20 protein-coding genes are annotated in these 26,093 nt (G+C 64.1%); 10 read left to right on the top strand and 10 right to left on the bottom strand.

Going from position 1 to position 26,093, the window contains the following annotated elements; all coding sequences use genetic code 11:
* The first annotated feature begins 74 nt into the window (after nt 1–74).
* Nucleotides 75–1,751, top strand: a complete 1,677-nt coding sequence (locus IEY62_RS03045; protein ID WP_189013779.1) for an AMP-binding protein — start codon at nt 75–77, stop codon at nt 1,749–1,751.
* Nucleotides 1,752–1,882: 131 nt separating this feature from the next.
* Nucleotides 1,883–2,788 carry an endonuclease domain-containing protein gene (locus tag IEY62_RS03040; RefSeq protein WP_189013777.1) on the top strand — a complete coding sequence of 302 codons (906 nt, stop codon included), beginning with the start codon at nt 1,883–1,885 and terminating at the stop codon, nt 2,786–2,788.
* Nucleotides 2,789–2,855: 67 nt separating this feature from the next.
* On the opposite strand, the gene IEY62_RS03035 is transcribed toward IEY62_RS03040, so the two are convergent.
* Entirely contained in the window at nt 2,856–3,827 is a 972-nt protein-coding gene (locus IEY62_RS03035) for a DNA-3-methyladenine glycosylase family protein (RefSeq protein ID WP_189013775.1), read from the bottom strand.
* A 155-nt stretch (nt 3,828–3,982) separates the two neighbouring features.
* Here IEY62_RS03035 and IEY62_RS03030 point away from each other — a divergent pair, with 155 nt between their 5' ends.
* The 4 genes from IEY62_RS03030 to IEY62_RS03015 are packed head-to-tail and all read left to right on the top strand — an operon-like array spanning nt 3,983 to nt 8,312.
* Nucleotides 3,983–4,375 carry a VOC family protein gene (locus IEY62_RS03030; RefSeq protein ID WP_189013773.1) on the top strand — a complete coding sequence of 131 codons (393 nt, stop codon included), beginning with the start codon at nt 3,983–3,985 and terminating at the stop codon, nt 4,373–4,375.
* Between the two features lie 46 nt (nt 4,376–4,421).
* Nucleotides 4,422–5,807: a cystathionine beta-synthase gene (locus IEY62_RS03025; RefSeq protein ID WP_189013771.1), complete on the top strand. Its 1,386-nt coding sequence runs from the start codon at nt 4,422–4,424 to the stop codon at nt 5,805–5,807.
* 47 nt (nt 5,808–5,854) lie between these two features.
* On the top strand, nt 5,855–7,024 hold the full coding sequence (locus IEY62_RS03020; RefSeq protein WP_189013769.1) for a cystathionine gamma-synthase: 1,170 nt from the start codon (nt 5,855–5,857) through the stop codon (nt 7,022–7,024).
* Between the two features lies 1 nt (nt 7,025).
* Complete coding sequence (locus IEY62_RS03015) at nt 7,026–8,312, top strand: glycosyltransferase 87 family protein (RefSeq protein ID WP_189013766.1); 1,287 nt, start codon at nt 7,026–7,028, stop codon at nt 8,310–8,312.
* Between the two features lie 89 nt (nt 8,313–8,401).
* Here IEY62_RS03015 and IEY62_RS03010 read toward each other — a convergent pair whose 3' ends face one another.
* Nucleotides 8,402–10,519: a phosphocholine-specific phospholipase C gene (locus tag IEY62_RS03010; protein ID WP_229785019.1), complete on the bottom strand. Its 2,118-nt coding sequence runs from the start codon at nt 10,517–10,519 to the stop codon at nt 8,402–8,404.
* A gap of 161 nt (nt 10,520–10,680) precedes the next feature.
* On the opposite strand from IEY62_RS03010, the gene IEY62_RS03005 reads away from it, so the two are divergent.
* Together IEY62_RS03005 and IEY62_RS03000 are read left to right on the top strand one after the other, a co-directional pair.
* Nucleotides 10,681–11,211, top strand: a complete 531-nt coding sequence (locus IEY62_RS03005) for a winged helix-turn-helix transcriptional regulator (RefSeq protein WP_189013762.1) — start codon at nt 10,681–10,683, stop codon at nt 11,209–11,211.
* Nucleotides 11,208–12,599, top strand: coding sequence for an MFS transporter (locus tag IEY62_RS03000; protein WP_189013760.1), 1,392 nt, complete (start codon nt 11,208–11,210; stop codon nt 12,597–12,599). The genes IEY62_RS03005 and IEY62_RS03000 overlap by 4 nt, the downstream gene beginning before the upstream one ends.
* Nucleotides 12,600–12,778: 179 nt before the next feature.
* Here IEY62_RS03000 and IEY62_RS02995 read toward each other — a convergent pair whose 3' ends face one another.
* Genes IEY62_RS02995 through IEY62_RS02980 form a run of 4 tightly spaced genes read right to left on the bottom strand, consistent with a single transcriptional unit; the run spans nt 12,779 to nt 19,055 of the window.
* Nucleotides 12,779–15,865, bottom strand: a complete 3,087-nt coding sequence (locus IEY62_RS02995; protein WP_189013758.1) for a glycoside hydrolase family 2 TIM barrel-domain containing protein — start codon at nt 15,863–15,865, stop codon at nt 12,779–12,781.
* Nucleotides 15,866–16,780, bottom strand: coding sequence for a carbohydrate ABC transporter permease (locus tag IEY62_RS02990; protein ID WP_189013756.1), 915 nt, complete (start codon nt 16,778–16,780; stop codon nt 15,866–15,868).
* Nucleotides 16,777–17,724, bottom strand: a complete 948-nt coding sequence (locus IEY62_RS02985) for a carbohydrate ABC transporter permease (RefSeq protein ID WP_189013754.1) — start codon at nt 17,722–17,724, stop codon at nt 16,777–16,779. Before IEY62_RS02985 ends, IEY62_RS02990 begins: the two co-directional genes overlap by 4 nt.
* Nucleotides 17,721–19,055, bottom strand: coding sequence for an ABC transporter substrate-binding protein (locus IEY62_RS02980; RefSeq protein WP_189013751.1), 1,335 nt, complete (start codon nt 19,053–19,055; stop codon nt 17,721–17,723). Before IEY62_RS02980 ends, IEY62_RS02985 begins: the two co-directional genes overlap by 4 nt.
* A 145-nt stretch (nt 19,056–19,200) precedes the next feature.
* Here IEY62_RS02980 and IEY62_RS02975 point away from each other — a divergent pair, with 145 nt between their 5' ends.
* On the top strand, nt 19,201–19,824 hold the full coding sequence (locus IEY62_RS02975) for a TetR/AcrR family transcriptional regulator (protein WP_189013749.1): 624 nt from the start codon (nt 19,201–19,203) through the stop codon (nt 19,822–19,824).
* Nucleotides 19,825–19,881: 57 nt separating this feature from the next.
* On the opposite strand, the gene IEY62_RS02970 is transcribed toward IEY62_RS02975, so the two are convergent.
* Entirely contained in the window at nt 19,882–21,057 is a 1,176-nt protein-coding gene (locus tag IEY62_RS02970; protein WP_189013747.1) for an acyl-CoA dehydrogenase family protein, read from the bottom strand.
* 131 nt (nt 21,058–21,188) lie between these two features.
* On the opposite strand from IEY62_RS02970, the gene IEY62_RS02965 reads away from it, so the two are divergent.
* The gene (locus IEY62_RS02965; RefSeq protein WP_229785018.1) at nt 21,189–22,565 is read left to right on the top strand and encodes a glycosyltransferase 87 family protein; all 1,377 of its coding nucleotides are present in this window, start codon (nt 21,189–21,191) and stop codon (nt 22,563–22,565) included.
* A gap of 18 nt (nt 22,566–22,583) precedes the next feature.
* Here IEY62_RS02965 and IEY62_RS02960 read toward each other — a convergent pair whose 3' ends face one another.
* From IEY62_RS02960 to IEY62_RS02950, 3 genes are read right to left on the bottom strand one after another with little or no spacing between them, the layout of a single operon-like run.
* On the bottom strand, nt 22,584–24,110 hold the full coding sequence (locus tag IEY62_RS02960) for an APC family permease (RefSeq protein WP_189013745.1): 1,527 nt from the start codon (nt 24,108–24,110) through the stop codon (nt 22,584–22,586).
* Nucleotides 24,111–24,122: 12 nt separating this feature from the next.
* Nucleotides 24,123–25,328, bottom strand: coding sequence for a glutathionylspermidine synthase family protein (locus IEY62_RS02955; protein WP_189013743.1), 1,206 nt, complete (start codon nt 25,326–25,328; stop codon nt 24,123–24,125).
* A 2-nt stretch (nt 25,329–25,330) separates the two neighbouring features.
* The gene (locus IEY62_RS02950) at nt 25,331–26,053 is read right to left on the bottom strand and encodes a Tat pathway signal protein (RefSeq protein WP_189013741.1); all 723 of its coding nucleotides are present in this window, start codon (nt 26,051–26,053) and stop codon (nt 25,331–25,333) included.
* Nucleotides 26,054–26,093: the final 40 nt, after the last annotated feature.

Below are 26,093 nucleotides of genomic sequence, written 5' to 3'. Positions count from 1 at the left end.
CCTACCGGCAGGACACGGTGCCACTGGAGGTGGTTACGGTTCTGTTGCGCGGCAGGGCTTGGTAGCGTTCCGTCATGTTGTCCTACACTGCCGGAGACACTGACGTCCCGCTGCTCGAAGAGACCATTGGCGCCAATTTTGAGCGAATTGCCGCCCAGTTCCCTTTGCGGGACGCCCTCATCGAAGCCGCCGCGTCGCCCGGCGGTGACGCCCGGCGCTGGAGTTACCAGAAACTGAACGACGACGTCGATCGCCTCGCCCGCGCCCTGCTCGCCACCGGCGTGGCCAAGGGCGAACGGATCGGCATCTGGAGTCCCAACTGCGCCGAGTGGACCATCCTCCAGTACGCCACCGCCAAGATCGGTGCGGTGCTGGTGAACGTGAATCCCGCCTACCGGAGCCACGAACTGGAATTCGTGGTGAAGCAGAACGGGATGCGGATGCTGGTGTCCGCCCCGACGGACAGGAACAGCGACTACGTTGGCATGGCCAGGCAAGCGGCGGCCACCTGCCCTGAACTCAAGGAGGTTGTGTTCCTGCCCGGAGATCCTGCAGCGGGGCTCAGCGTGGGCATTCCGGAAGCCGGCCACGAACTGACGTACGCCGAGCTGCTGACCCGGGCGGACGGCGTCGGGCTTTCGGCCCTGCGCGACCGTATGGCCCAACTGGACCCGCATGACCCCATCAATCTGCAGTACACCTCGGGCACCACGGGTTTTCCCAAGGGCGCAACCCTGACCCACCACAACATCCTGAACAACGGAAACTCGATTGGGCGGCTGCTGGGCTACACCGAGCACGACCGCGTAGTGATTCCGGTGCCGTTCTACCACTGTTTCGGCATGGTGATCGGGAATCTCAATGCTCTGAGTTTCGGGGCGGCCACCATCGTTCCGGGCAGGGGATTCAGCCCTTCGGCCGCGCTGGAAGCGGTGCAGGACTTTGGCGGGACCTCGCTGTATGGAGTGCCAACCATGTTCATCGCGGAGCTCGCGCTGGAGGATTTCGGCTCCTACGACCTCTCAACCCTGCGAACCGGGGTGATGGCAGGTTCGCTGTGTCCCATCGAAGTGATGCGCCGGGTCATCGACGAGATGCACATGGTGGATGTGGCCATTTGCTACGGCATGACCGAGACCTCGCCGGTGTCCACCATGACGCGTGCCGGGGACACCCTGGAACAACGGACGACTACCGTGGGCCGGACCATGCCGCACCTGGAGAGCAGGATCGTGGACCCGGGTTCCGGGGAAATGGTGGAGCGCGGGGTGATCGGCGAGCTCTGCACCCGGGGATACGCCGTGATGGAAGGCTACTGGGGGCAGCCGGACAAGACGGCCGAGGCAATTGACGCTGAGGGATGGATGCATACCGGGGATCTTGCGCGCATGGACGAGGACGGCTACCTGGTGATTGAGGGCCGCATCAAGGACATGGTGATCCGGGGCGGGGAGAACATCTACCCGCGCGAGATCGAGGAGTTCCTGTATCTGCACCCGTCCATCCAGGATGTGCAGGTGATTGGCGTGCCGGACGCGAAATACGGCGAGGAACTGATGGCCTGCATCATCCTCAGGCCCGGCGCGGAGCCGGTGACGGCGGCGGACCTGGCGGAGTACTGCCGGGGCAAGCTGGCGCACTACAAGATCCCGCGATACATCGACATCCGCGAGAGCTTTCCCATGACGGTTTCCGGCAAGGTCCGCAAAGTGGACATGCGCCAGGAAGCCGTGTCCCGCCTCCACCTCTAAAGCAACGCGGGGTCACTTATGGCCCATGTTTCCGCCATTTATGGGCCATAAGTGACCCCGCGTTGCAGTTGGGCGAAGGGAACCTGTGGATAACTCCATTCGATGGCCCCATTGCCGAGACACTGGAATGCATGGTTCGCATCAGTCCCTTGCCCGAGGTCCTCGGCGCCCGTCCTTTTACCGTCTATGAGTCGCGCGCTTTGGGTGTGCCCAGGAAGCGTCTTCGGGCAAAGGACATCAAGGATGGCGGCCGGCTTATCTACCTGCCAAAGGAAACAGATCCGGATCTCATCGAGCGCGCTCGGGTGCTTACGGCAGCTACCCCCGGTGCCTGGGTTTCGCACGAAACCGCGGCCGTACTGACCGGGTTGGGGCTGCCGCCGTGGATGGGGAACGGCGAAACGGTACACCTGAGCAAGCCGCATGAACTACCCCGGGTTCGGCGGGCCGGTGTGACTGGTCACAGAGTTCGTGTTTTGCCGGGCGAAGTCATGGACCACCAGGGGATTCCGGTAGCGGTCCGCCCCAGAACCTGGCTTGATCTGGCGAAGTCGTTGCCGCTTCCGTATGTGATCGCGATGGGCGACCAACTCATCCGCCAGCCCAGGCCGGCCCTGGAGATGCGTACTGAGCCGTATGCCCATAGTTCCGGTTTGAGGTTGCTCATCCGGCAACATCCCAACCTCCAAGGGGTGGAGAAGGCGCGTTTGGCGTTGGACGAAATGCGGGTGGGCGCGGACTCATTTCCTGAGACCTTCCTGCGCCTGGCTATGCGGGACGCCGGTCTTCCGGAACCTGAACTGCAGTTGCCGCTGAATCCCGAGGACCCGTGGTCGCCGACGGCCGATCTTGGCTATCGACGCTTCCGGATCGCGATCCAGTACGACGGCAGACATCACCTTTCCAGGGAACAGCAGTCAAGGGACAACCGGCGTGATGAAGCGTTCCTCAGCGCGGGGTGGTCGTATTTCAAAGTGAACGCCGATGACTTGGCGGAGGGGTTCGCCGGAGTGATCTCACGCATCAGATCGGTGTAAGCCAACGCGGGGTCACTTATGGCCCATAAATGGCGGCAACATGGGCCATAAGTGACCCCGCGTTGCTTTAGTGGTGGCGGTGATCCTGGACAGTCATTCTGGGGCCGAAGGTTGGCTTGCGGAATCCACTGAGGTACAGCATCCGGACCAGCCGTTGCCTCTGCCCGCGCCACGGCTCCAGCAGTTCGATCATCCCGGCGTCGTCGGTCTTCTGCCCGGTCAGTGCGTAGCCCACGTAGGACGCCAGATGGTAGTCGCCCACGGAGATTGAATCCGGGCAACCATGGGTCCGCTGGACAACCTCGGCTGCCGTCCACACCCCGATCCCCGGAATGGTCTGCAACCTGGCACCGGCCTGCACGGAGTCCAGCCCGGCCAAACGTTCAAGCGCGACGGCGGACTGCAGCGCCCGCATGACAGTGGCCGAACGCTGTGGTCCAACTCCGGCTTTGTGCCACTCCCAGGAAGGAATGGCCAGCCATTGACGTGCGGTGGGAGGAACCAGGAGACCAGCTGGTGCTTTACCGGGGGCAGGCGTTCCATACCGGTACATCAAATACCGGTAGCCACGCCTTGCCTCCAAAGTGGTGACCTTTTGCTCCAAAATGGTGGGCACCAGTGAGTCAACCACACGCCCGGTGGAGGGCAGGCGCACGGCCAGGTTCCGGCGTCGTGCTTCTGTGACGCGGCGCGGGAGCGTGGCATGGAAAGTGGGGTCATCAAAAGCCGACCAGTCGTCGTCGGCACCCAACAACCGGGGGACCCCGGCCACTGCGTCCGATGCTCCCGGACCCCAGGCCTGGGCGTCAACGAATGAATCCGGACCCAGGCCACCGCAGGAGAGCCGAAGGGTCACCGGCCCGGCCGGAGCCGTGAAAGCCATCCAGTAACCGCTGGCGTGCGCCGCGAAGGACGGGTCCGCGTTGCCGCGCATGAGCGGAAACATGGTTTGGTCCAGGCGGAAGGAGCCGCCCGGATGCCATCGGACGGCTGCATCCGCCGCGGCCGCGACAAGAGGCGGGGCGTCTGCAATGGTCATGTTTTCATGGTCCCACGACGGGCTGACAATCCCATCAGAAGCCCCTTACGGCGGCGGCTGTCGGGGGCTAGACTCCGTGCTGTGGCGTGGGTGGGCCGCGCCGGAACCAGCCAAAACTCCAGGAACCAAACCCGCAGAAGCGAGGAGCGCCAGCCATGGCCGCCATAGTGCATTTTGAGATACCCACCGAAGACACCGAACGGGCAAACACCTTCTACCGGAATACCTTCGGGTGGAACCTGAGCCCCATGCAGGGGATGGATTACACGATCGCCCTCACGGCTCCCTCCGATGAGCAGACGGGCACCCCCAAGGAACCGGGCGCCATCAACGGCGCGCTGTTCCCGAGGACCGATGCGTTGAAGACCCCCATCCTGACCATCGACGTGGACGACATCGACGCCGCTCTTGGGCAGGTGGAGTCCGCGGGCGGTTCGGTGGTCCAACCCAAGAACGCCATCCCCACCATGGGCTGGTACGCCTACTTCAAGGACACCGAAGGCAACGTCATGGGTGTGTGGCAGACAGACCCGTCGGCAGGGAGCTAGCCGGACGAAGCAAGTCCCAAAGCGGGCAGGCGGTAACTTTGTACCTATGAAGTACGCCCAGTCCGTGTTGGACCTCATCGGCAATACGCCCCTCATCAAGCTCAACCATGTTACGGACGGGATCCGGGCAACCATCCTGGTGAAGCTCGAATACATCAACCCCGGCGGCTCCATCAAGGACCGGATCGCCGTGAAGATGATTGAAGAGGCCGAGAAAGACGGACGCCTCAAGCCGGGCGGAACCATTGTTGAGCCGACGTCGGGCAACACGGGCGTGGGGCTGGCACTCGTCGCCCAACAGAAGGGCTACAAGTGCGTCTTCGTGGTCCCGGACAAGGTGGGCGAGGACAAGCGTGCCGTCCTGAAGGCGTACGGTGCGGAGGTGGTGGTGACCCCCACCGCCGTAGCTCCTGACAGCCCGCAAAGCTATTACGGCGTCTCCGACCGCCTGGTCAGCGAGATACCGGATGCCTTCAAACCCGACCAGTTCTCCAATCCAGCGGCCCCCGGCAGCCATTTCGAGTCAACCGGCCCGGAAATCTGGAACGACACCGATGGCCGTGTCACGCACGTGGTGATCGGGGCCGGCACCGGCGGGACCATCACGGGCACAGGACGGTACCTCAAGCAGGTTTCCGCTGACCGGCCGGAGTCCGACGGCGGCCCGGTCAAGGTCATCGGTGCGGACCCGGAAGGTTCGGTCTACTCAGGCGGTACCGGCCGTCCTTACTTTGTTGAGGGCGTGGGCGAGGACATGTGGCCCGCGAACTACGATCCCTCCATCCCTGACGAGGTCATTGCCGTTTCGGATGCGGATTCCTTCGCCATGACGCGCCGCCTGGCAAGGGAAGAAGGACTGCTGGTGGGTGGTTCCTCCGGCATGGCGGTGGTGGCTGCGCTGCAGGCCGCCAAGGACCTGGACGACTCTGCCGTGGTGGTGGTCATCCTTCCTGACTCGGGCCGTGGTTACCTCGCGAAGATCTTCAACGACCAGTGGATGCGCTCCTATGGTTTCCTTTCCGGCGGCGAAGAAGCCTCTGTTGGGGAATTGCTCAAATCCAAGACGGGCGAGATGCCGGACCTGGTCCACATCCATCCCACCGAGACCGTCCGCGACGTCATCAACATCATGAACGAATTCGGCGTCTCCCACATCCCCGTCCTCTCGCAGGAGCCCCCGGTAAAGATGGGCGAAGTCCTGGGCGCGGTGGACGAGCGAAGCCTCACCAGCAAGCTGTTCCGGGGTGAAGCGAAGCTCTCGGACAAGATCGCCGAGCACATGGGGGAGAGGCTCCCGGTGATCGGCTCACTGGAGACCATCTCCGCCGCGCGCGAGCTGCTGTCCGACGTCGATACCGTCATGGTGACTTTCGCTGGCGCCCCGGTTGGAATCCTGACCCGCCACGACCTTCTCGCCTATCTGAGCAACTGAAGCGCCCCGCTTCATCCATACTGTTGAACGAACAAAGAGGAGCTTCCATGTCTGCCAACCCCAACGCCGGTTTCAACACGCGCGCTGTCCACGCCGGACAGGCCTTCGAACCCCGCACCGGCGCGGTTGTACCGCCGCTGCACTTCAGCTCAACCTACGCGCAGGATGGCATTGGCAACCTGCGTTCGGGGTATGAGTACGGCCGCGGCGGCAACCCCACCCGGGACGCCCTCCAGGAACAACTGGCAGCCCTGGAAGGTGGCTCAGCCGCATTCTCCTTCGGTTCAGGACTCGCAGCCGAAGACTCCCTGATCCGGGCCGTGGCCCGTCCCGGTGACCACATCGTTTTGGGCAACGACGCCTACGGTGGCACCTACCGGCTCATCAACCGGGTACTCGGCGACTGGGGCATCGGGAACACCCCGGTGGACATGTCCGACCTCGACGCTGTTGCTGCCGCGGTTGCTGCGAACAAGACCCGCATGGTGTGGGTTGAGACGCCGTCCAACCCGATGATGAAGATCACGGACATCGCTGCGCTCGCCGCCGTGGCGCACGACGCCGGGGCCCTCCTGGTGGTCGACAACACCTTCGCGTCCCCCTACCTGCAGAACCCGCTCGCCTTGGGTGCCGATGTGGTGGTCCACTCGACCACCAAGTACATTGGCGGGCACTCCGACGTGGTGGGCGGCGCCATTGTGGTCAACGACGCCGAACTGGCCGAAAAGATCGGATTCATCCAGTTTGCCGTGGGCGCTGTTTCCGGTCCGATGGACGCTTTCCTGACCACCCGTGGCTTGAAGACCCTGGGAGTCCGCATGGACCGCCACAGTGACAACGGCCAGGCCGTGGCCGAGTGGCTGCTTCAGCGTCCGGAAGTGGAAGCTGTGCTGTACCCGGGCCTGCCCGACCACCCCGGCCATGAGCTCGCTGCGAAGCAGATGAAGAAGTTCGGTGGCATGGTGTCCGTGCAGTTCAAGGGCGGTGAAGCTGCGGCACGGACGGTTGCTGAGAACACGTCCGTGTTTACGCTTGCCGAATCCCTGGGCGGCATCGAGTCCCTCATGAACTACCCCTCGGAAATGACCCACGCTTCCGTGAAGGGAACTGAACTCGCGGTCCCCGTCAACCTCCTGCGCCTCTCCTGCGGCATCGAGGAAGCCGAGGACCTGATCGCTGATCTTGAACAGGCCTTCGCCAAGATCAGCAACGGCTGACATGGTGGCTTCTCCTTCACAGACGGTGGCTTCCACCACCAAACGGGGCTGGATCCTCACAGTGGCAGCTGCCGTTGCCCTCGTGGTGGCGGTGTGCTTCCTGTACGCGTACTACGAGCCCGCCCTGAACGACTTCGAGGTCTACTACTACGGTGGTGGGAAGGTCATGGAGGGTGGCGACCTCTACGCCATCCGCGATGGACTGCCGTTTACCTATCCGCCGTTCGCAGCCCTCCTCTTTGCAGGGCTGGCGGCGCTGGGGTTCTTCGCCGGCAGCATGGTTTTCATTCTGGTGGCCCTGCTCGGTGCGGCCACCGTGGCAGCCTGGCTGGCCAGGCACTATTTCGGCCTCACGACGTGGCGGGCAGCTTTTGCCGACTACCGGTTCAGGACCACGGCGCTGCTGGGAACCGGCGCCATCCTGCTCCTGGGCCCATGGCGCGACACGTTCGTCTTCGGGCAGATCAACATCATCCTGATGGGCGTGATCCTGGCTGATTTTGCCCTCTATGGGAAGGCCCGTGCGGGTGCCATCCAGTGGCCCGCGGGTTTGCTGATCGGCTTGGCTGCCGGTGTGAAGCTCACTCCTCTTGCCTTTGGTTTGTACTTCCTGGTCCGCCGCGACTTCAAGGCACTGGGGTGGATGGCCGCTGGCTTCTTTGGCTCGATTGCGGTGGCGTGGGCTGTACTGCCCCAGGCTTCGGTGGATTTCTGGACCAAGATCCTTCCCGACACCGGCCGGATCGGTGGACCGGCCTACGTTGACAATCTGTCCGTCAAGGGCCTGCTCCTCCACTTCGGCATGCCGGACTCTTCGGTCACCAATCTTGTGTGGATGGTGCTGTCCTTGGTCCTGGTGGTGATCGCCGGCCTCATCATCCGGTGGTCCGTGGCTGTGGATGAGAATTTCGTTGCAGTCTCTGCCACCGCCATCCTGATGCTCCTGATCAGTCCGGTGTCGTGGTCGCACCACTGGGTGTGGGTTGCCGTGGCCCTGCCCAGCATGGCGTTTGCGATGCACCGTGTGCCCTCCCGGAACGGACGGATGCGGCTTGCGGGGTGGGTGATTGTGGTGTGCTCCACCGTTGCCTTCTACATGACACCAAAAAACCTGGCCGTGTGGGCGGGTGCCGCCGAATGGGGCAAGGACCCCCAGACCCAGTGGCAGCTCATGGTGTCGAGCCTGGGTGTAGTGTGCGGGATTGCCATGCTGGTCTACTGGGCCTTGGCGTACCACCCTTCCCGGGCCGGTTTGCTTCCCGGCGCGCCTGCCCTGAAAGTGCGCTGACCGCCTGACGCAAGCAGTCCTGCCCTTGTCCGCTGTGCCGGGCCGTATGCGGCCGGCAGGCAGGACAAGGGCAGGATCCGCCCCGGCACTTAGCCGGAGACGCCCTCCCGTCCGTCCTCTTCGCGGCCGGTCAGCCTGCGGCGGAACGTGGCGTCTTCGGCGGCCGTGATCTCCACGTCATACCAACCGTTCATGGTGTCCCAGCCGATCTTCTTCGAGTGCCCGGCTTTGAGCTTCACGCTGTCGCGGCCCGGCGCGTACTGCAGCGACTGCAGGGCCAGCGTCACCGTGGTTGCACCGTTGTTGCGCACTTCCAGTTCCACGGCCTTATTGCCGCGCCGTCCGTTGACTGAAACGTCGACGCCGGACGCCGCACCCGCCGTCGTGCCCTTCAGTTCGTACTGGAAGCGGTTGGGGCCGGTGACGACGACGTCGAACGCGCCTGAGCCGAGGGGGAGCTCCACGCTCTGGCTCCCGAGGACGTCCACGTGCCGGGGTTCGGTTACCTCGCCGGTGTAGCCATACACGGTGAAGTGGGTGGAGCGTGTGCCGCTGTTGCCCAGTGCGAGGACCAGCTTTCCCGGCTGGGCTGTGGCTGAGACCCTCGGACGGTAAGGGAGCGGGCGGGCCGGGCGGCTGCCGTCCTCCTGGATTGGGGCCACCTGTACCGTCGGGGGATTGGGGCGCCAGCGGCTGATCTTTGCCGGAACAGCGGCGGGGTGGTCGAGCGTTGGCGGAGTTCCGGGCGCCTGGAAGTTGAAGACGCCGGTCAGGTCGCCGCAGACTTCCCGGCGCCAGGGCGAGATGTTTGGTTCCTGCACGCCGGTCCACCGTTCAAGGAAGCGGAGGACGGAGGTGTGGTCGAAGATTTCGGAGCTCACATAGCCACCCACCGTCCATGGCGAGACCACCGTCATGGGTACCCGCGGACCGAGCCCGATGGGCCGTGCCGTGGTCCAGTCCGCTGACTCACCCGAGGCGGGGCGTGGTTGGACAGGTGGCGGAACGTGGTCGAAGTAGCCATCGTTTTCGTCGAAGTTCAGGAAGATCGCGGTGCTGTCCCAGGTGTCGGGGTTGCTTGCCACGGTGTCCAGAAGACGGTAGACGAAGTTCGCGCTGCCCACCGGAGTTGAGGCTCCGGGGTGCTCGGAGTCGGCGGCCGACGGTACCAGCCAGCTGACCTGCGGGAGGGTGCCTGAGGTGATGTCGGCGCCTAACCGATCCAGGAGGGTGTCCGGCCGGCCACGCCACATGGCTTTGTCGAAGAGGGACCTTTCAGCGTCCGTGAGGGTGGCCCGGCCCTGCTCCAGTTGTGCCAGCAGGCGTTCCTGTTCAGCGGCCGGCTTGCCCGCCAGGTTGTCGTAGAACTCTTCGGTGGTCCGCAGCTTGCCCTCAACGGAGGCGAGCATCTTCCGGCCGATCGCTTTGAATGTCTGGAAGTATTCCACGGCGTTGTCCGTGAAGTTGTCCCAGTCCTGGTAGATCCGCCAGGAGACCCCGGCCTGTTCCAGCCGTTCGGGGTAGGTGGTCCAGTCGTAGCCGGCGTGGTCATAGCCGTAGGCAGCATTGGTCACTGCCCGGTTGTTCGTGCCGGGCTCTTTGCCGGTGGTCCCGCTCCAGAGGTAGTTGCGGTTGGGATTGGTGGAGCCGTTGACGGAGCAGTGATAGGCGTCGCAAATGGTGAAGGTGTCTGCGAGTTCGTATTGCAGCGGGATGTCCTGGCGCTCGTAGAAGGTCATGGTGGATGCGCTCTTGGCAGGAATCCACTGATCGCACCAGCCGTTGTTCCAGGCCGTGGTGGTTCCCTTGAAGGAGTGGTCGAGGTCTCCCAGGTATTGGATGTCGGTGCCGGGCCGTCCCGCGAGTTCGGCCGCTTTGCGCAGGGAGAACGGCAGGACGGTCTCCCCGGTGGCGCGTGGTTGTTCGAACATGGATTTGCCGTTGGGAAGCCGGGGGACGGAATGGTCACCGTAACCGCGGACTCCGCGGAGTGAACCGAAGTAGTGGTCAAAGGAGCGGTTCTCCTGCATCAGCACGATCACGTGCTTGATGGATTGCAGGCTCCCCGGCGCTGTTGGCCTGGCCATTGCGGCCTGCACCGAGGGGGGAAGCAGTGATCCGGCCGCCGCAAGCGCCGTCGCTGCAGCTGCTGTGCCGAGGAATCCGCGCCGGGAGATTCCGGGTGATTCGGTTGAACGTTTCACCATGTCAGGGTTGTTCAAGGACATTCAGGGTGCCTTTCGTGGTCAGAGTTGACCCGGCAAGCGTAGGCACGGCAGATGAACCGCCGGTGAACCCGGGAGAACCTGCAGGGTGTGTCGCCGTCATACTATGGCTTTCTTTAGGAAAGTCAGCTAGCTTGGTGCGCATGCCTCTTCGCTCTGACTGGTCTGCCCGCACGTGCAGCCTCGCCCGCGGCCTCGATGTCCTAGGCGACCCTTGGGGAAGCCTGGTGCTCCGGGAAATCTTCTTCGGCAACGGTCGTTTCGAGGCCATCAAGCACCGGCTCGAGGTAGCCGACACGGTCCTCAGTAAGCGTTTGGGATGGTTGCTCGACGCCGGTTTGCTGGCACAGCGCCCCTACCGGGACGGGAGCCGCACCCGGCAGGAGTACGTCCTCACCGCCAAGGGCGAGGACGCCCTGCCCGTCCTGAACGCCATCATCATTTGGGCAGAGAAACACCTGGACGCACCCAACGAGGTATCCCACATGCGGGTCATCCACACGGACTGCGGACAGGCGACGTCGTCAGCCGATACCTGCACCCACTGCGGCACCCGCCTCACAGCCGCCAACACCAGCTGGCACAGCTTCAAGCGGACAGAGCAGCCCGTCCCCCTGGCCGTAGCACCCCGTGAACCCCAAACCAAAGACGCTGAAACGGAGATCCCCGCATGACCGCTCCCGACGTCACAGGAACCTCAGCCGAGAAAACCGGAACGCCGGGCTCCCCCACCGGGAAACGGCGACGCTTGCACCCCGCCTGGATCGTGGCGGCCGTGGCCTTCCTTGCGCTGGTGGGGGCAGCCGGTTTCCGTGCAGCGCCCGGCGTGCTGATGGTCCCGTTGCAGCAGGAGTTCGGCTGGTCCACCACGGTGCTGTCATTGGCTGTCAGCATCAACCTGGTCCTCTTCGGACTGACGGCACCTTTCGCAGCAGCCCTCATGGAACGCTTCGGCATCCGCAAAGTCACCTCGCTGGCTCTCTGCCTGATCGGCCTGGGTTCAGCCCTCACCGTCCTGGTAAACCAGTCCTGGCAGATCCTCCTCACCTGGGGAGTGCTGATCGGGCTGGGTACCGGGTCCATGGCCCTGGTCTTCGCCGCGACCATTGCCAACACCTGGTTCGCCAAGAGCCGCGGCTTGGTGATCGGCATCCTCACCGCAGGAAGTGCCGCGGGCCAGCTGGTCTTCCTGCCGTTTATCGCCGCGCTCGCCCAAAACCCGGGCTGGCGCGGAGCGTCACTCCTGATTGCCGCAGGTGCGCTCGCCGTGGTGCCGCTGGTGCTGCGCTGGTTGCGGAACTCGCCGGCCGACGTCGGGGTGTTGCCTTATGGTGCCCAAGCACCTGAGTCCACGGCCGTCGACGCCGGGACCACAGGGGCGACGTCGGGCAAGGCCGCCGCTGTGGTTGAGTCGCCCGGCTCGTCGGATTCCCCCAACGCAGCCGTCCGGGCCTTGCAGGTCCTCAGGCGTGCCATGAAAGTCCGGACGTTCTGGGCTTTGGCGGCCGGGTTCGCGATTTGCGGAGCCACCACCAACGGGCTCATCGGTACGCACTTCATTCCGTCGGCCCACGATCACGGTATGCCCGAAACCACAGCGGCAGGCTTGCTGGCCGTCGTCGGGATTTTCGACATTGTGGGGACCATCGCCTCCGGCTGGCTGACCGACCGCTTCAACCCGAAAGTCCTGCTGGCCGTGTACTACCAATTCCGTGGGATCGGGCTGCTGGTGCTGCCCTTGCTGCTGGGCTCGTCCGTTGAACCGAGCATGATCATCTTCGTGGTGGTGTACGGGCTCGATTGGGTAGCCACCGTGCCGCCCACCGCAGCGATCTGCCGTTCGGTGTTCGGCGCGGACGGTTCTGTGGTGTTCGGCTGGGTGTTTGCCGCCCACCAACTCGGAGCCGCTGCGGCTGCCCTCGCTGCCGGGTTCATCCGCGACGCCACCGGGCACTACAACTATGCCTGGCTGGGGGCGGCAGCCATGTGCACGGTGGCTGCGGTCATCAGCGCCACCATCCGCAAGGACGCGGTGAAGAAGGAACCCGTGGCGGTTGTCTGATACGGGGTTCTTGAGGCCCCGCAACGCAGGGGGTGGCGTTGTGGGGCCCGCTCTGCGCGGAATTCCCGCGTTGAATCGCGCAAAACAGGCCCCGCAACGCAGGGGGTGGTGTTGTGGGGCCCGCTCTGCGCGTTTCGAGAGCTCGGAAACGCGCAGAGTAGGCCCCACAACGGGGGAATCTAGCCCGTTTCGGTGATCCGGAGGGTCAGCGTCCGGGCTTCCGGCCGCAAGGCGTAGTCCGGCCAGACGTCCGGACCGCACGCCCTGGACCCCAGGCCGTGCTGGGCGGCGTCGAGGTACAGGTAGCTGCTTTGGCTTGCCGGCAACTCGTGCGGATGTGCGGCCGCGGAGATCTCCTGGGCTGTGTGCCGGGAAAGCGTGAAGCCCGGCAAACGGCCACGGGAGTCCGGGAACGCGTTGAGCTGCAGCCACGGACTGCCGGAGTTCTGCAGCTCCAATGATCGGACGGCGCTCCTGTGACCCGACTCCTGCGGCTTGGCGTACTGCACCGAAAGCTCCTCGATTCCGGAGGAATACCGGCCAACCAGCGTCGCGTGCATGCTGTCGGGGTAGGACTCGCGGGGACCCGTGCCGAACCACGAGGCGCCATCAACAGAGCCAGGCAGATCCAAACGGACGCCAACGCGTGGCCAGATGATGTTCCAGCCGGTGCTCGGCACCAGGTCCAAGCGGAGCCACAGCTCGCCCTCGGAAAGTTGCCAGTTTTCCTCCACGGAGACCCAATGGGCGGTGTCGGCTGCGGCGTAGCGGGTATGGATGACCACGCCCGAATCGTCGGCAGCCACCTTTTCCACCCGGCCCGTGAGCCTGTCCAGGCCAGCGGCACGCCAGATGGTTTCCATGGACGGGGCTGGAACGCCGTCCCCGTTGTTGAGCCAAGGGTCGGCGAGGTCGTAGCTGCCGCGGCCGGCACCGGCGTCGTTATCCGTGGGAGCACGCCACAACTCCAAGCGGGGGCCGGACACTGGCAGCCCCGCCAGGGAAACCAAGCGCCCTTCTTCGAACCGGGCAGGACCCAGGGTTACAGTGGGCTCCACCCTGGCAGCGCCACGTCCGGCGGATGTCAGGGGCCGAGGGGCTGCCGGGCGGGAACGTGACCCCGCCAGCTCCAGCTGAGCCGCCGAGATCACGTGGCCGGCCTGAGCCCAAGCAGTGTCCTTGCGGAGCACCGCCTCTACGGTCAGCCAGTGTTCGCTGCTTCCCGTCACCTGCAACGCGGGCAGTTCCACCCGGGCCGTGTCACCAGCCCGGAGCGAAGCGCTCATGGAATCAACAACCTCGAGCTCTCCGGCCATGCCAAGGACGCCGTCCACCTCGGTTCGCCAGCGAATCATTACGTCCGACGCGTCTGCGGTGTGCCGCAGGTTGGCGACGGAGACGAAGCGGCGTGTGCCGCCGTCGTGCGTTTCGGTGGAGAAGCCCAAGCGGATCGGTGCGACGATCTGCTTGTACTCGAAAAGTCCCGGGCTGGGGGTCGAGTCCGAAAGGACCATGCCATCCATCACGAAGTTGCCGTCGTGCACCACCTCCCCAAAATCCCCGCCGTAGGCGAAGAACTCCGTGCCATCGGCGGTGGTGGTCCGGATGCCGTGGTCCCGCCATTCCCAGACGAAGCCGCCGTGCAGCCGCGGATAACGGTCCATGAGGTCCTCGTACTGGTCGATGGCGCCCGGGCCGTTGCCCATGGCGTGCACGTACTCGCACAGGATGAACGGCTTGGTGCGCTGCCGCGCCGACTCCGCAGCGGAGCAGCCAAGCAGGAGGGAGCCTGCGTCATCCCGGCCGATCGCCTCTGTTTCCGGCACCGACGAGTACATCCGCGAGTACACGTCGGTATAGGCGCCCGTGTAATCACCCTCGTAGTGGACGGGGCGGCCGGCATCGCGGGCATGGGTCCACGCAGACATCGCTGCGAGGTTGGAGCCGCTACCGGACTCGTTGCCGAGGGACCACATGACGATGGAGGGATGGTTTTTGTCCCGCTCCACCGTGCGCTCCATGCGGTCCACGTACGCCTCACGCCAGGCGGGGTCGTCGCTGGGGTTGCCCACCCAGCCGTGCCGTTCGAAACCGTGGGTCTCAAGGTCGCACTCCAGGATCACCCAGAAGCCCAGCTCATCCGCGATGTCCAGCAAACGCGGGTGCGGCGGGTAGTGGCTGGTGCGGATCGCATTGACGTTGAACTGCTTCATCATGGCAAGGTCCGCACGGGCGAAGTCCTCGTCGAACACCCGTCCCCGGTCCGGATGCGTCTCATGTCTGTTTACGCCGTGGAACACCACGCGCCGGCCGTTCACCAGGAACTGGTCGCCCCGGATCTCCACGGTGCGGAAGCCCAACCGCAGCGAAACGGTCTCGCCTTCGCTGGCCACGGTCGCGTTGTAGAGGCGCGGAACTTCGGCGGACCACGGCTCGACGGCGGTGATCGCCACCGGGGCGACGTCGGCAGCGGAGTTCCAGACGACGTCGATGTCCAGTTCGGGGACGGACAGGCGAACCGGGAAGGCGGCCTCATCTGCCGTGATCTCCGGATCAATGACCCCGGCGCCGGCGGTGAAGGACGTCTGCAACCAGACGTCGTCCAGTCCGGTTCGTGCCCGCGACTGGAGCGTCACGTCGCGGTAGATGCCCGGCATCCACCACTGGTCCTGATCCTCAACATAGCTCGACGCCGACCACTGGTGGACACGGACGGCCAGTAGGTTGCTTCCCGGGCGGAGCGCCTCGGTCACATCAAATTCCTGCGCCAGCCGGCTGCCTGTGCCAACACCGACCTCGGTTCCGTTGAGCCACACCTTGTAGCGGGATTCCACGCCGTCGAAACGCAGCACGGTCCTGTCCGCCCCGTTCCAGTCCGCCGGAAGTTCGAAGGTCCGGCGATAGTCGCCGGTAGGGTTTTCGTCCGGGACATGCGGTGCGTCAGCCGGGAAGGGGAACTGGACGTTGGTGTAGATGGGCCGCCCGTAAGCGCCGTCGCCCTCCAACACCCAGTGCGCGGGAACCGGGATCCGGTCCCAGCCGGAATCGTCCAGGTTCTCTTCGGCCAGGCCTTCAACTGCTTCGCCCGCGGGCAGGACGCCGCGTCCGCCGGGTGTGCCCGGTGCGCCGGACAGCAGACGGAACCGCCACTTGCCGTTTAAGGAAAGAGTGGGTGCGTCGCTGTGCAGCCATGACCTCGCGGGGAGCCGGTTGCCCGTTCCTGGACCTGGGTCTGTGATGTAGCCGGCTGTTTGGTAGGTGGTCATTTACTTGACGGCTCCTTCTGTCAGTCCTCCACGCCAGAAGCGCTGCAGGACAATCATGGCGATGCTGAGCGGAATGATGGAAAGCAGCACCCCGCCCGTGGTCAGTTCGTAGAATTCAGGCAGGCGGTCCACTTGGCTGAGCCAGTTGTTCAGGCCCAGGGTGATCGGGTAGAGCTCGGAGTCCGAGAGCATGACCAGCGGCAGGAAGTAGTTGTTCCAGATACCCACCAGTTGGAACAGGAACACCGTTACCAGTGCCGGGGTCAGTACCTTGAGTCCGATGGTGTGGAAGATCCGGAGTTCGCCGGCACCGTCGATCCTCGCGGCCTCGATCAATGAGGTGTCAACGGTGGCCTGCGCGTAGATCCGGCACAGGAACAGGCCGAACGGCGAGACCAACGACGGCAACAGCACGCTCCAGTACGTGTTGGCCAGGCCCATCTGGCTGAACAGCAGGAAGAGCGGGAGCGCCGTCGCTGTACCGGGAACCAGGACGCCGCCAAGGATGGTGCCGAATACCAGGTTCCGTCCCTTGAACTCGTACTTGGCCAGGGCGTAGCCGCCTGCTGCCGCAAAATACGTGGCCAGGAGCGCACCAACGCCGGCGTAGATGGCCGAATTCAGGAACCAGCGGCCAAAGATTCCATGGTCGTAGCTGACCACCCGGCCGAGGTTCTCCCACAAAGAGAATGTGGGAGCGAACCAGAAGCCGTTGGTGGAGAAAAGGTCGGACGTGGACTTCGTGGAGGCAACGAAGACCCAGTACACGGGAATCAGGAAGTAGAGGGCAACCACCACCAAAAGGGCGGTGACAATGATGGTGGACGACCGCCGTCGGCCGGCTGATCGGTCTGGACCAGCGGACCGGGTCCTGGCAGCGGGTGTGACGGTTGGCTTGGTAGCAGTAGCGGTCATGATGACTTCCTGTTGGTCAGTGCGAGGAAGGCGAAGGAAAGGGCGAAGGCGGCCACGGCGATGATGACCGACTGGGCAGCAGCAACGTTGTAGTCGTTGTAGGCGAAGGCCGTGGTGTAGGCGCTGAGGTTGGGCGTGTATTGGCTGTCGATGGCAGGGGCCACCGTTTTGAGTACCTGTGCTTCAGCGAACAACTGCAGTGTGCCGATGATCGAAAACACGGTGGTCAACATGAGGGCCGGACGGATCAGGGGGAGCTGGATGCTCCGGGCCACGCGCCACGTCGAAGCACCGTCCACTTTCGCTGCCTCGTAGAGTTCCACCGGAATGGCCTTGAGCTGCGCCACGATGATCAGCATGTTGTAGCCCGTGTAGCTCCAGGTGACGATGTTGGCGATGGACCACAGCACGCTGTTGGCGCCCAGGAAATCCGGGGTGAGACCTACGAGCTTGGCCGCATCAAACAGGGGACTGAGGCCGGGCACATAGAGGAACGACCACAGGATGGTGGCAATGACACCAGGAACGCCGTAGGGCATGAAGTAGGCGGCACGGAAGAAGCCGGGCCACTTGGCCGAGGCCGATTCCAACATCAATGCCAGGACAGTGCAGAGAACGATCATGACGGGAACCTGGACGATCCCGAACAGCAGCATGCGGCCGATCGATGCCACGAAACTGCCATCGGCCATGGCCTGGGCATAGTTGCCGAACCCGGCGAATTCACTGGTCACGCCGGCCTCGCCGAAAAGTCCGTTTCTGGTCACCTTGGTGAAGCTGGAGAGGATCGCCACCACGATGGGCAGCAGGAACGTCAGGGCGAAGAGCGCCAGGAACGGGGCCAACAGGAGCCAGGGTGCCCGTCCTGCTGCGCCAGTGCGTTTGCCGCGGCGGGGCGTTTGGGCTTGACGCTCTGCGCCAGGTGCCACACGGGTGGTCGTCATGCCGCTTCCTTCCGGATGGTGAGGCCCTTGTTCTTGAAAACAGTGATGATCTGCTGCTCGGAAGCGGCAATCGAGTCCACCAGGGAAGTCCCGAAGGCCTTCTTCCGGAAACCGTCACTGAGGATGTTGAAGGACTGCTGGGTCACGGGCCACCAGGACCAGTCGGGGTTTTGCTGCCGGGCCGCCGGGACGAAGACGTCCTGGTTGTAGTTCTGGCCGCCGAAGAACGCCGATGGTTGCTGACGGTCGGTGCCAATGAAATCGGGATTCGGTGACCAGCCGATGCCGCTGTTTTTGATCTCGGCGTCAATGCCTTCTTTGGAGGTGGTCAGCCAGATGGCGAACTCCAGCGCTTCCTTGGGGTGCTTGCTGTTGGCCAGGACTGCCGCGGTGGAACCGCCCAGATAGCTGGAGCCAAATCCTGTGCCGCCCCACGTGGGCATGGGGGCAACCCGCCACTTTCCCTCGGAACCACTGACGCCCTCGACCAACGCATCGCCCCAGCTGCCGGTGACGGTGGAGGCGATGCCACCCTTGCCTGCCGCAGCGAACCATCCTGGAGTGAAAGCGCCGTAAGCGGTGGTGACGAGGTCGTCGTCGATCGCTTTGTCGAAGAAGCGTGCGGTGTTGAGCGTGGCGTCGTCTGTCATGTTGATGACCCAGCCATCCTCCTCCGGACGCAGCCACGCCGCTCCTGCCTGTCCGGCGAAGGAAGCAAAAGGTGAGGCGTCGCTGATCGGGAAGCAGTCCAGGTACGCGTCCACGGAGCGGAGCTCGCGGGCCAGTCCGGCCCATTCCTCCCACGTTTTCGGGGGAGTTCCGCCCACCTTGTCCAGAATGGCCGGTTGGTAGAACATGGCCATCGGGCCGGAGTCCTGGGGGACTCCGTAGACGCCGCCCGTGTAGCTGACCTGCTTCCACAAAGTGGGGTCGAAGAGGTGCGCGTAGTCGTTGGCGCCGTAGCGCGAGATGTCCACCAGTCCGTTCACCAGCATGAATTCCGGAATCGACCGCAGCTCCACCTGGGCCAGGTCCGGGCCGCCCCCGGCTGCCAGCGCCGAGTAGAGCTTCTGGTATCCGCCTGCGTTGCCGCCCGGGATCCACACGACATCCACCTGGATGTTTGGATTCGCTGCGTTCCAGATGTCGGCAACGTTCTGGAAGTCCTTCAACCACGCCCAATAAGTGAGCCGGACGGGACCGCTGGCGGCGGGGAGGGTGGGAGCAGCGTTGACGGACTGGGTTCCCGGCGTTGCGCAGCCGGACAGCAGTCCCATGGCTGCGGTGCCCAGGCCTGCGCCCAGAAGTTGTCTTCGAGTGAAACGGGTCATGAGCCTTCACCTCTTTGTGTCAGGTTGACGTTGCCAGGCACCCGGAGGGCGGGGCCCGGCATGTCGATTGTGACCACGGTAACAGATAATTCGAGTGGTTACTCGAATTTCGACAGGGGTCCGTATCCGCGTACACTGGCTAGCCATGACCACAAAGGACGTGGGCCGCACAGCGAAGCGCGGCCCCTACGCGAAATCCGAGGAACGGCGCCAGACGATACTGGATGCTGCGCACGCGGTCTTCGCTGCCCGTGGTTACCGTGGCGGATCGTTGCAGGAGGTTGCGGACCGAGCAGGGATGAGCCAGACCAGCTTGCTGCACTACTTCCCATCCAAGCGCGACCTCCTGATGTCAGTGCTGGAACGTCGCGACGAGATCACCAGTGGCGCTTTTCCCGATGACATGGAGGAAGGCTTGGCGGATTCCGTCATCCGGACGGCCCTCCACAATGAGGACATTCCCGGCGTGATCGAGCTCTACACCGTACTCTGCGCCGAATCGGTCACGGATGAGCATCCTGGGCGGGACTATTTCACCGAGCGCTACGGGCGATTGCGCGCAAGCTACGGTCGGCGGTTCGCTGAGTTGGCCGCTGAAGGCAGGCTCCGCCCTGGAGTGGATCCGGACCAAGCTGCGACCTCCTTGGTTGCGCTCTGGGACGGGCTCCAAACCCAGTGGCTTCTTGCTCCGGATCAGGTGGATGTGGCCAAGGGTCTTCGCGGCTACCTGAACCTGGTGATCCTCCCCGGTGCTGACCCAACTGGGTAGCAGATAACGTCGTTCCCAGCGCTGGGAACGACGTCATCTGCTACCTACTTGGGTGGGCTAGCCGCGGAAGGCCCCGATGCCCGTGATGTGCTGGCCCAGGATCAGGGTGTGAACCTCGTCGGGGCCCTCGTACGTCCGCACCGACTCCAGGTTGTTGGCATGCCGGAGCGGTGAGTAATCCAGCGTGACGCCGTTGCCGCCCAGGATAGAGCGGGCGTCGCGGGCGATCTTGATGGCTTCCCGGACATTGTTCAGCTTGCCCATCGAAATCTGCTGCGGCTGGAGCTGCCCGGAGTCCTTCAACCGGCCCAGGTGCAGGGCCAGCAGCGTCCCCTTCTGGATTTCCAGCAGCATGTTCACCAGCTTCTCCTGGGTGAGCTGATAACCGGCCAAAGGTCGCCCAAACTGTAACCGGTCTCCGGCATAGGAAAGTGCGGCCTCGTAGGAATCGCGCGCCGCCCCCATGGCGCCCCAGGCGATTCCGTAGCGTGCCTCGTTCAAGCACGAGAAAGGTCCCTTGAGTCCCATGGCACCCGGGAGGAGTGCCTCCGGCCCCAGCCGCACGGCGTCGAACGTTACATCGCACTGAACGGACGCGCGCATGGAGAGCTTCGGCTCGATCGGCGTGGCGGAAACGCCGTCCGTCCCGGCGGGAACAAGGAAACCGCGGATGCCATCATCAGTCTTTGCCCACACCACCATCACATCGGCAAGGGAAGCGAGCCCGATCCAGCGCTTGGCGCCAGCCAGAATCCAGCCGTCGGAAGTCTGCCGGGCAACGGTGGTCATGGACGACGGATCGGACCCCGCCGTGGGTTCGGTCAAGGCGAAGCAGCCGATCAGTTCGCCGGCAGCCATCCGGGGGAGCCATTGCTCCTTCTGCTCCTCGGAGCCCCACTTGTGGATGGCGGTCATGGCGAGTGAACCCTGCACCGAGACGAAGGTCCGGATGCCGGAATCGCCCGCTTCCAGCTCCATGGCTGCCAAACCATATTCGACGGCGGTCCGGCCGGGACAGCCATAACCGTCCAGGTGCATGCCAAGGACACCGAGCTCGCCAAGTTCAGGGGCGATCTCCCGGGGAAAGACCGCGTCCTCGTACCAGCGGGAGATGTTCGGGCGGATCCGCTGGCTGGTGTAATCGCGGACTTTATCGCGAAGGGCCAGCTCATCATCCGAAAGCAAAGAGTCCAGGGCAAGGACGTCGGAGGTGTTCGTCGTTGAATCTCTCATTCCAGCATCGTAGGCGCACCCGGCTGCCGGAGGGCCACCCTCTTCAGGGGTCATTGAAGGCCCTTCAGTAGGATGGGTGCGGGGGCGACACACTTCCCCCACTGAGACTTTGCTAATTTGGGGGATTTTGTATGGCACTGCCTGACGTCGATTCAAGGGCCGCAACCGATGCCTCGCGGACGCAGGGAACCGCGCCGACGTCTCCGGTGCTGCTCCGCCTGCTGCTCCGCCTGCTGCCCCTGGCCGTGGTGGTCTTGCCGGTGTGGATGATGCTCGCGGAGTGGGCCAAACAGGGGCTGGACTTCAGCGTGTACTGGTTCGGCGGGAGCATCCTGAACCATGCTGGTTCCTCGCCCTCGGACCTTTATGGACCCACCGTCGCGACGGCAGGCGGCCCCCAGCTTCCCTTCACGTACCCACCTTTTGCCGCGCTCGTGTTCGGGCTGCTGGCCCGGCTGCCGCAAACCACTGCACTTAACCTGTTCAATGTTGCCGGTGTGGCCGTTGCCGGCTGGGTTGCCGTCACGATTGTCCGTTACTGGTCAGCAAAGGCAGACCTTCGGAGCGCGCTGTCCTCCACGAAGGGTTGTTGGATTGCTGCAGCCCTCTTCCTGGCGATCCTGTTCCTGGGGCCGTGGCGCGAGACGTTGGCTTTCGGTCAGATCAACATCCTGCTCATGGGCCTCATGGTGGTTGACTTGCTGGTGCTCTCCAGGCGCCGGGGTTCCCGGGCAAGCGGGTTCCTTGTGGGTGTCGCCGCAGGCATCAAGCTGACACCCTTGGTGTTCGGACTGTATTTCCTGATGCGCAAAGACTGGCGTGGCCTTGCGAATATGTCCCTGGGGTTCGTCTTTACGGTGTTGCTCGGCTGGGTTGTGCGACCGGCGGAGTCCCTGAAGTTCTGGCTGGAGATCCTGCCCGACACCTCGCGGATCGGAGGAGCCGGCTACGTCGACAACCTTTCCATCAAGGGTGCCCTGCTGCACTTCGGAGTTCCGCAGGATGCCGTGACCCTGCCGTGGCTCGCGCTGAGCCTGGGAACGTTGGTTCTGGCGGCCTTCCTGATCAGGGCAGCGAGCCAGCAGGGAGCCCGGGTCGTAGCGGTCTCCACCACCGCACTGGCCATGCTCCTCATCAGCCCGGTTTCCTGGTCGCACCATTGGGTCTGGATGGCTGTGGTCCTGCCGGCGTTCGCCTGGACCATCAAGGAGACCCCGGCGCGGTTGAAGGCCCAGCGGACAGCGATGTCAGCCGTTCTGGGTCTCTCCACGCTGGTGTTCTTCTTCTCGCCCAAGACCATCGGCACAATGCTCGGCGCCGCGGACCTGAACGTCCAGACCCCCGGGGTGTGGATCATGGCCTCCAGCGCCGGTGTCTTCTGCGCCGTTGCTGTCCTGGTGTGTTGGCTGGGAGCCCTGCGCCGGAACGCCATCCGCACTGAAGAGGTGCCGGACGTTCCCACGCGTTTGCGTGAGTGGGCCGCAGCCCAGGTTCAAGCCCGCAACTGAGCCGGTTGGGAGCGCGGGCTACTCTCCGCGCACCACACCGGCGTCGGCCCGTTCACCCGTGAAGTAGGCCCGGGTGGAGGGAGCGAAGCGGCACACAATTGCCAGGACCACGCCGAGTGCCAGGAGCAGCACACCGCTCACGAAGGCTCCGCCGATCCCGAAGATCTGCGTATCGCCGTATGCCGGGTCCCACATCTGAACCGCGGAGATGAAGAACGCCGCCGTGAGAGACAGGGCACCCAGGAGCGGGAATATGCCCCGGAACCAGAGATTGCGGGCAGAATCCCGGAGTGTCGAGCGGAAGAACCAGACGCAGGAGAACCCGGTCAGGGCGTAGTAGAAAGCGATGAACAGGCTGATGGCGCTGATGGAGTCGGAGAGCAGGTTCTCGCTGAGGAAACTCATGGCTACGTAATAGACCACGGCCACCGCGCCCATCACCTGGGTGGAGTAGCCCGGCGTCATGAAGCGCTCGTGGACCTTGCCGAAGCGTGCCGGGAGGGCGCCATGGACGCCCATGGACAGGGTGCCCCGCGCCGTTGGCAGGATGGTGGTCTGTGTGGAAGACAGGACCGACGCCAGGACGGCGACGACGATCAGCCAGCCCCAAGGACCGAGAACGACATCCTTCATGGCCAGGAAGACGTCGTCCTGGTTGGCTTCGTTGCCCAGGCCGATTCCATCGGTTCCGATGGTCGCGTACATCATCACCAGCAGGGCGACGGAAACATAGATCGCTACCAGCACGGAAGCAGAAATCACCGCACCGCGGCCGGGAGTCTTGGCCGGGTTCTCGGTTTCTTCGTTCAGGGCGAGGCAGGTGTCCCAACCCCAGTAAATGAACAATGCCAGCAAGGCGCCGTGAACCACGGCCCCGGGATCGGCAAACGCCCCCGCCGGGTTGAACCATTCGAAATCGAATGCCTGCCCCTCCGGCGCACCGCCCGCGATCCGGAAAATGATCGCCACCGCAAAAATGCCGAGCGAGATGTACTGGATGTACGTCAGCGTCCGTTGGACGTGTTCGCCCAGCCTGATGCCGCGGTGGTTCACGTAGGTCATGAACACGATGAACAGCACGCCGGTCGCGGTGACCAGCCACTTGTTGTCGGCCAGTGAACCATCTCCCACCAGCAGCCAGAGGTACTTCCCGGCGATCTGGGCCAGATTTGCCAGCACCACGATCCCGGCCAGGGCCACGCCCCAACCTCCCAGCCAGCCTGCCCACGGACCGAACGCTTTGCGGGCCCAGAAGAACGTGGTTCCACAATCCGGCATGGCGCTGTTGAGTTCACGGAAGGCGTAGGCAATGAACAGGACGGGAATGAAACCGAGGACCAGGATCAACGGCGTGTAGTTGCCGTTCACGGCAACGATGAGTCCCAGCGTGGCGGCCAGAGAGTACACGGGCGCGGTGGACGCCAGCCCCAGCATGACTGAGTCGCCGAGGTCCAGGATCCCTGCGTGGAGGCCTTTGGAAGGTACGACGGCGGCAGTGTCGCCGCCCGCTGGGCCGCCACCCGGCGTCGAGGTCTCAGTGCTCATGGTTTTCAGTCCTCATAGTGCAGCTCCGTAAGAAGTGGCAGGGGGCGCTATGGGCGCCGGGGCGTCGATGGTGTTGGGAACAAAGCGGCAGAAATAGTCCGTGATGGGTCCGTCCGACTCGCGGATTCCGCACCCCACCGACTCGCCGTCAACCACCCAAAGTCCCAGCACGGGGTGGTTTCCGTCGTAATCGGGGAGTGGATGGTACTGCTGGTAGCACCAGCCTTCCCGGCCGTAACCACCAGGCTGGGAGATGTCGATGCCTGGGGCGTGGATCCGGATGTTGTCGCCTTCGCGGCCGTGAAGAGGCTTGGCCACCCATTCCTTCAGCGGTCCGGGGTCCCCCAGGTAGGCGGGCAACAGGTTTTCATGGTTCGGGTAGAGGTGCCACAGCGCAGCCAGCAGGGCTTTGTTGGACAGCAGCATTTTCCATGCAGGCTCAACCCAGCGCGGGTTGTGCGCGCGCTGTAAAAGGCGGTGCCCGAAAGGTTCCTTCATCATCAGTTCCCACGGATACAGCTTGAACATGGTGCTGATCATGAAATTGTCCAGGTCCACGAACCGGTTCAGGTTCGGGTCCCAGCCAATGTCCGACATGTTGATGCCAATGGTGGTCCAGCCGCCCTGGCTGGCGACGTCGCGCATGTAGGCGGCCGTCATCCAGTCCTCGCCGGACTCCTCGGCTTCGGAGTGGGCAACATGCAGGGTGCTCATGCCGGTCCGGAACTGCAGTTTCTTCCACTGCCGGATCAAGGCCTCGTGGATACCGTTCCACTGGTCCTTCTCCGGGAAGACGTCCTGCAGCCAGAACCACTGGGCCACCGACGCTTCGATCAGTCCGGTGGGGGTGTCGGCGTTGTACTCCAGCATTTTGGCCGGACCGCCTTTGCCGTCATAAATGAAGTCGAAGCGGCCGTAGATGTCCACGTCCCCGGCCTGGAGCGACTCGGCGGCAAGCTCCAGCGCCTGGCGCCCGATGCCGATGTCGCCCATGGCGCCGCTGGCAAGGTACTTCGCTGCCTCCAGGCACATGAGGTGCATGTCTTCGGCGGTCTTCTCGAGCGTTTCCACCTCGTCCATGGTGAACTCGTAGTAGGCCGATTCGTTCCAGTACTCGATTTTGCGGCCATCGGGCATGGTGGTGGTGGAGAAAACCAGGCCCTGTTCTTCGATCTTTTGCTTCCAGTCCGGCCTGGGCGCGGAGTGCAGTCGACGCACGCCTAGCCTCCCGAGCTTCCGCCGCTTTTGGAACTGCTGCCGAAGCCGCCACGACTGACCGTGCCGCCCTTGGTGCTGTATCCAGTGGAGGACTTGGCTCCCTGGGGCACCGTCTTGGTGGCGCTTGGGTAGGAGCTGCGGTTCTGGCCGACGGCGGGCACGCTGGCACCGCGCGAGTAGAAGTACCAGGCGTAAACCCCGGAGCTCCGGCCGGCCGAGCTGCTGTTGTTGCATTGGTCATCGTCAACGCGCTCGCCGGTTTCTTCGTTGAAACAGACCTGGGCGTAGTCAGCTTCCTGTTCGTTGGAGGCGACGATGGCGGTGATGGTTCCAGCCAGCAGGGCGGTCACACCCAGTCCCACCACGACGGTGCGGCGCTGGGAACGCTTTTTCTTCTTCGCTGCCGCGGCGGCATCACGTTCGCGTTCGCGTTCGAACGGGTCCACGACGGGAAGCGGTTGCCCCGGCTGGGCTTGGCCTGCAGTGCCGGCAGCGGCTGATGCCCCGGCGGGTACCTTCTTGTTCCTTGCCGGTTTGTTCCTGGCAGGTTTTCCGCCCTCTTCCGGAGCGTCTTCCACAGGGGTGAAGAGCTCAGGGTGGAGTTCGGGCTTGGGCACCTGCCAGGGAGGCGGCTTGGGAGGGTTGTTGGCCGCGTTGAAGGCATCGTTGTTGTCCCCGCCGCTGCCTTTGTTGCCGGCCGCGTCAGGGCTGTCTTTCGGGTCCATTTGTATCCCCCTGGATAGACCGTGGTGTGCCCGGCGCCAC

The organism is Paenarthrobacter histidinolovorans, assembly GCF_014647595.1.
GTDB classification, from domain to species: Bacteria; Actinomycetota; Actinomycetes; order Actinomycetales; family Micrococcaceae; genus Arthrobacter; species Arthrobacter histidinolovorans.
The sequence above is the reverse complement of the archived record's forward strand: the minus strand, read 5'-3'. Positions and strand labels throughout refer to the sequence as shown.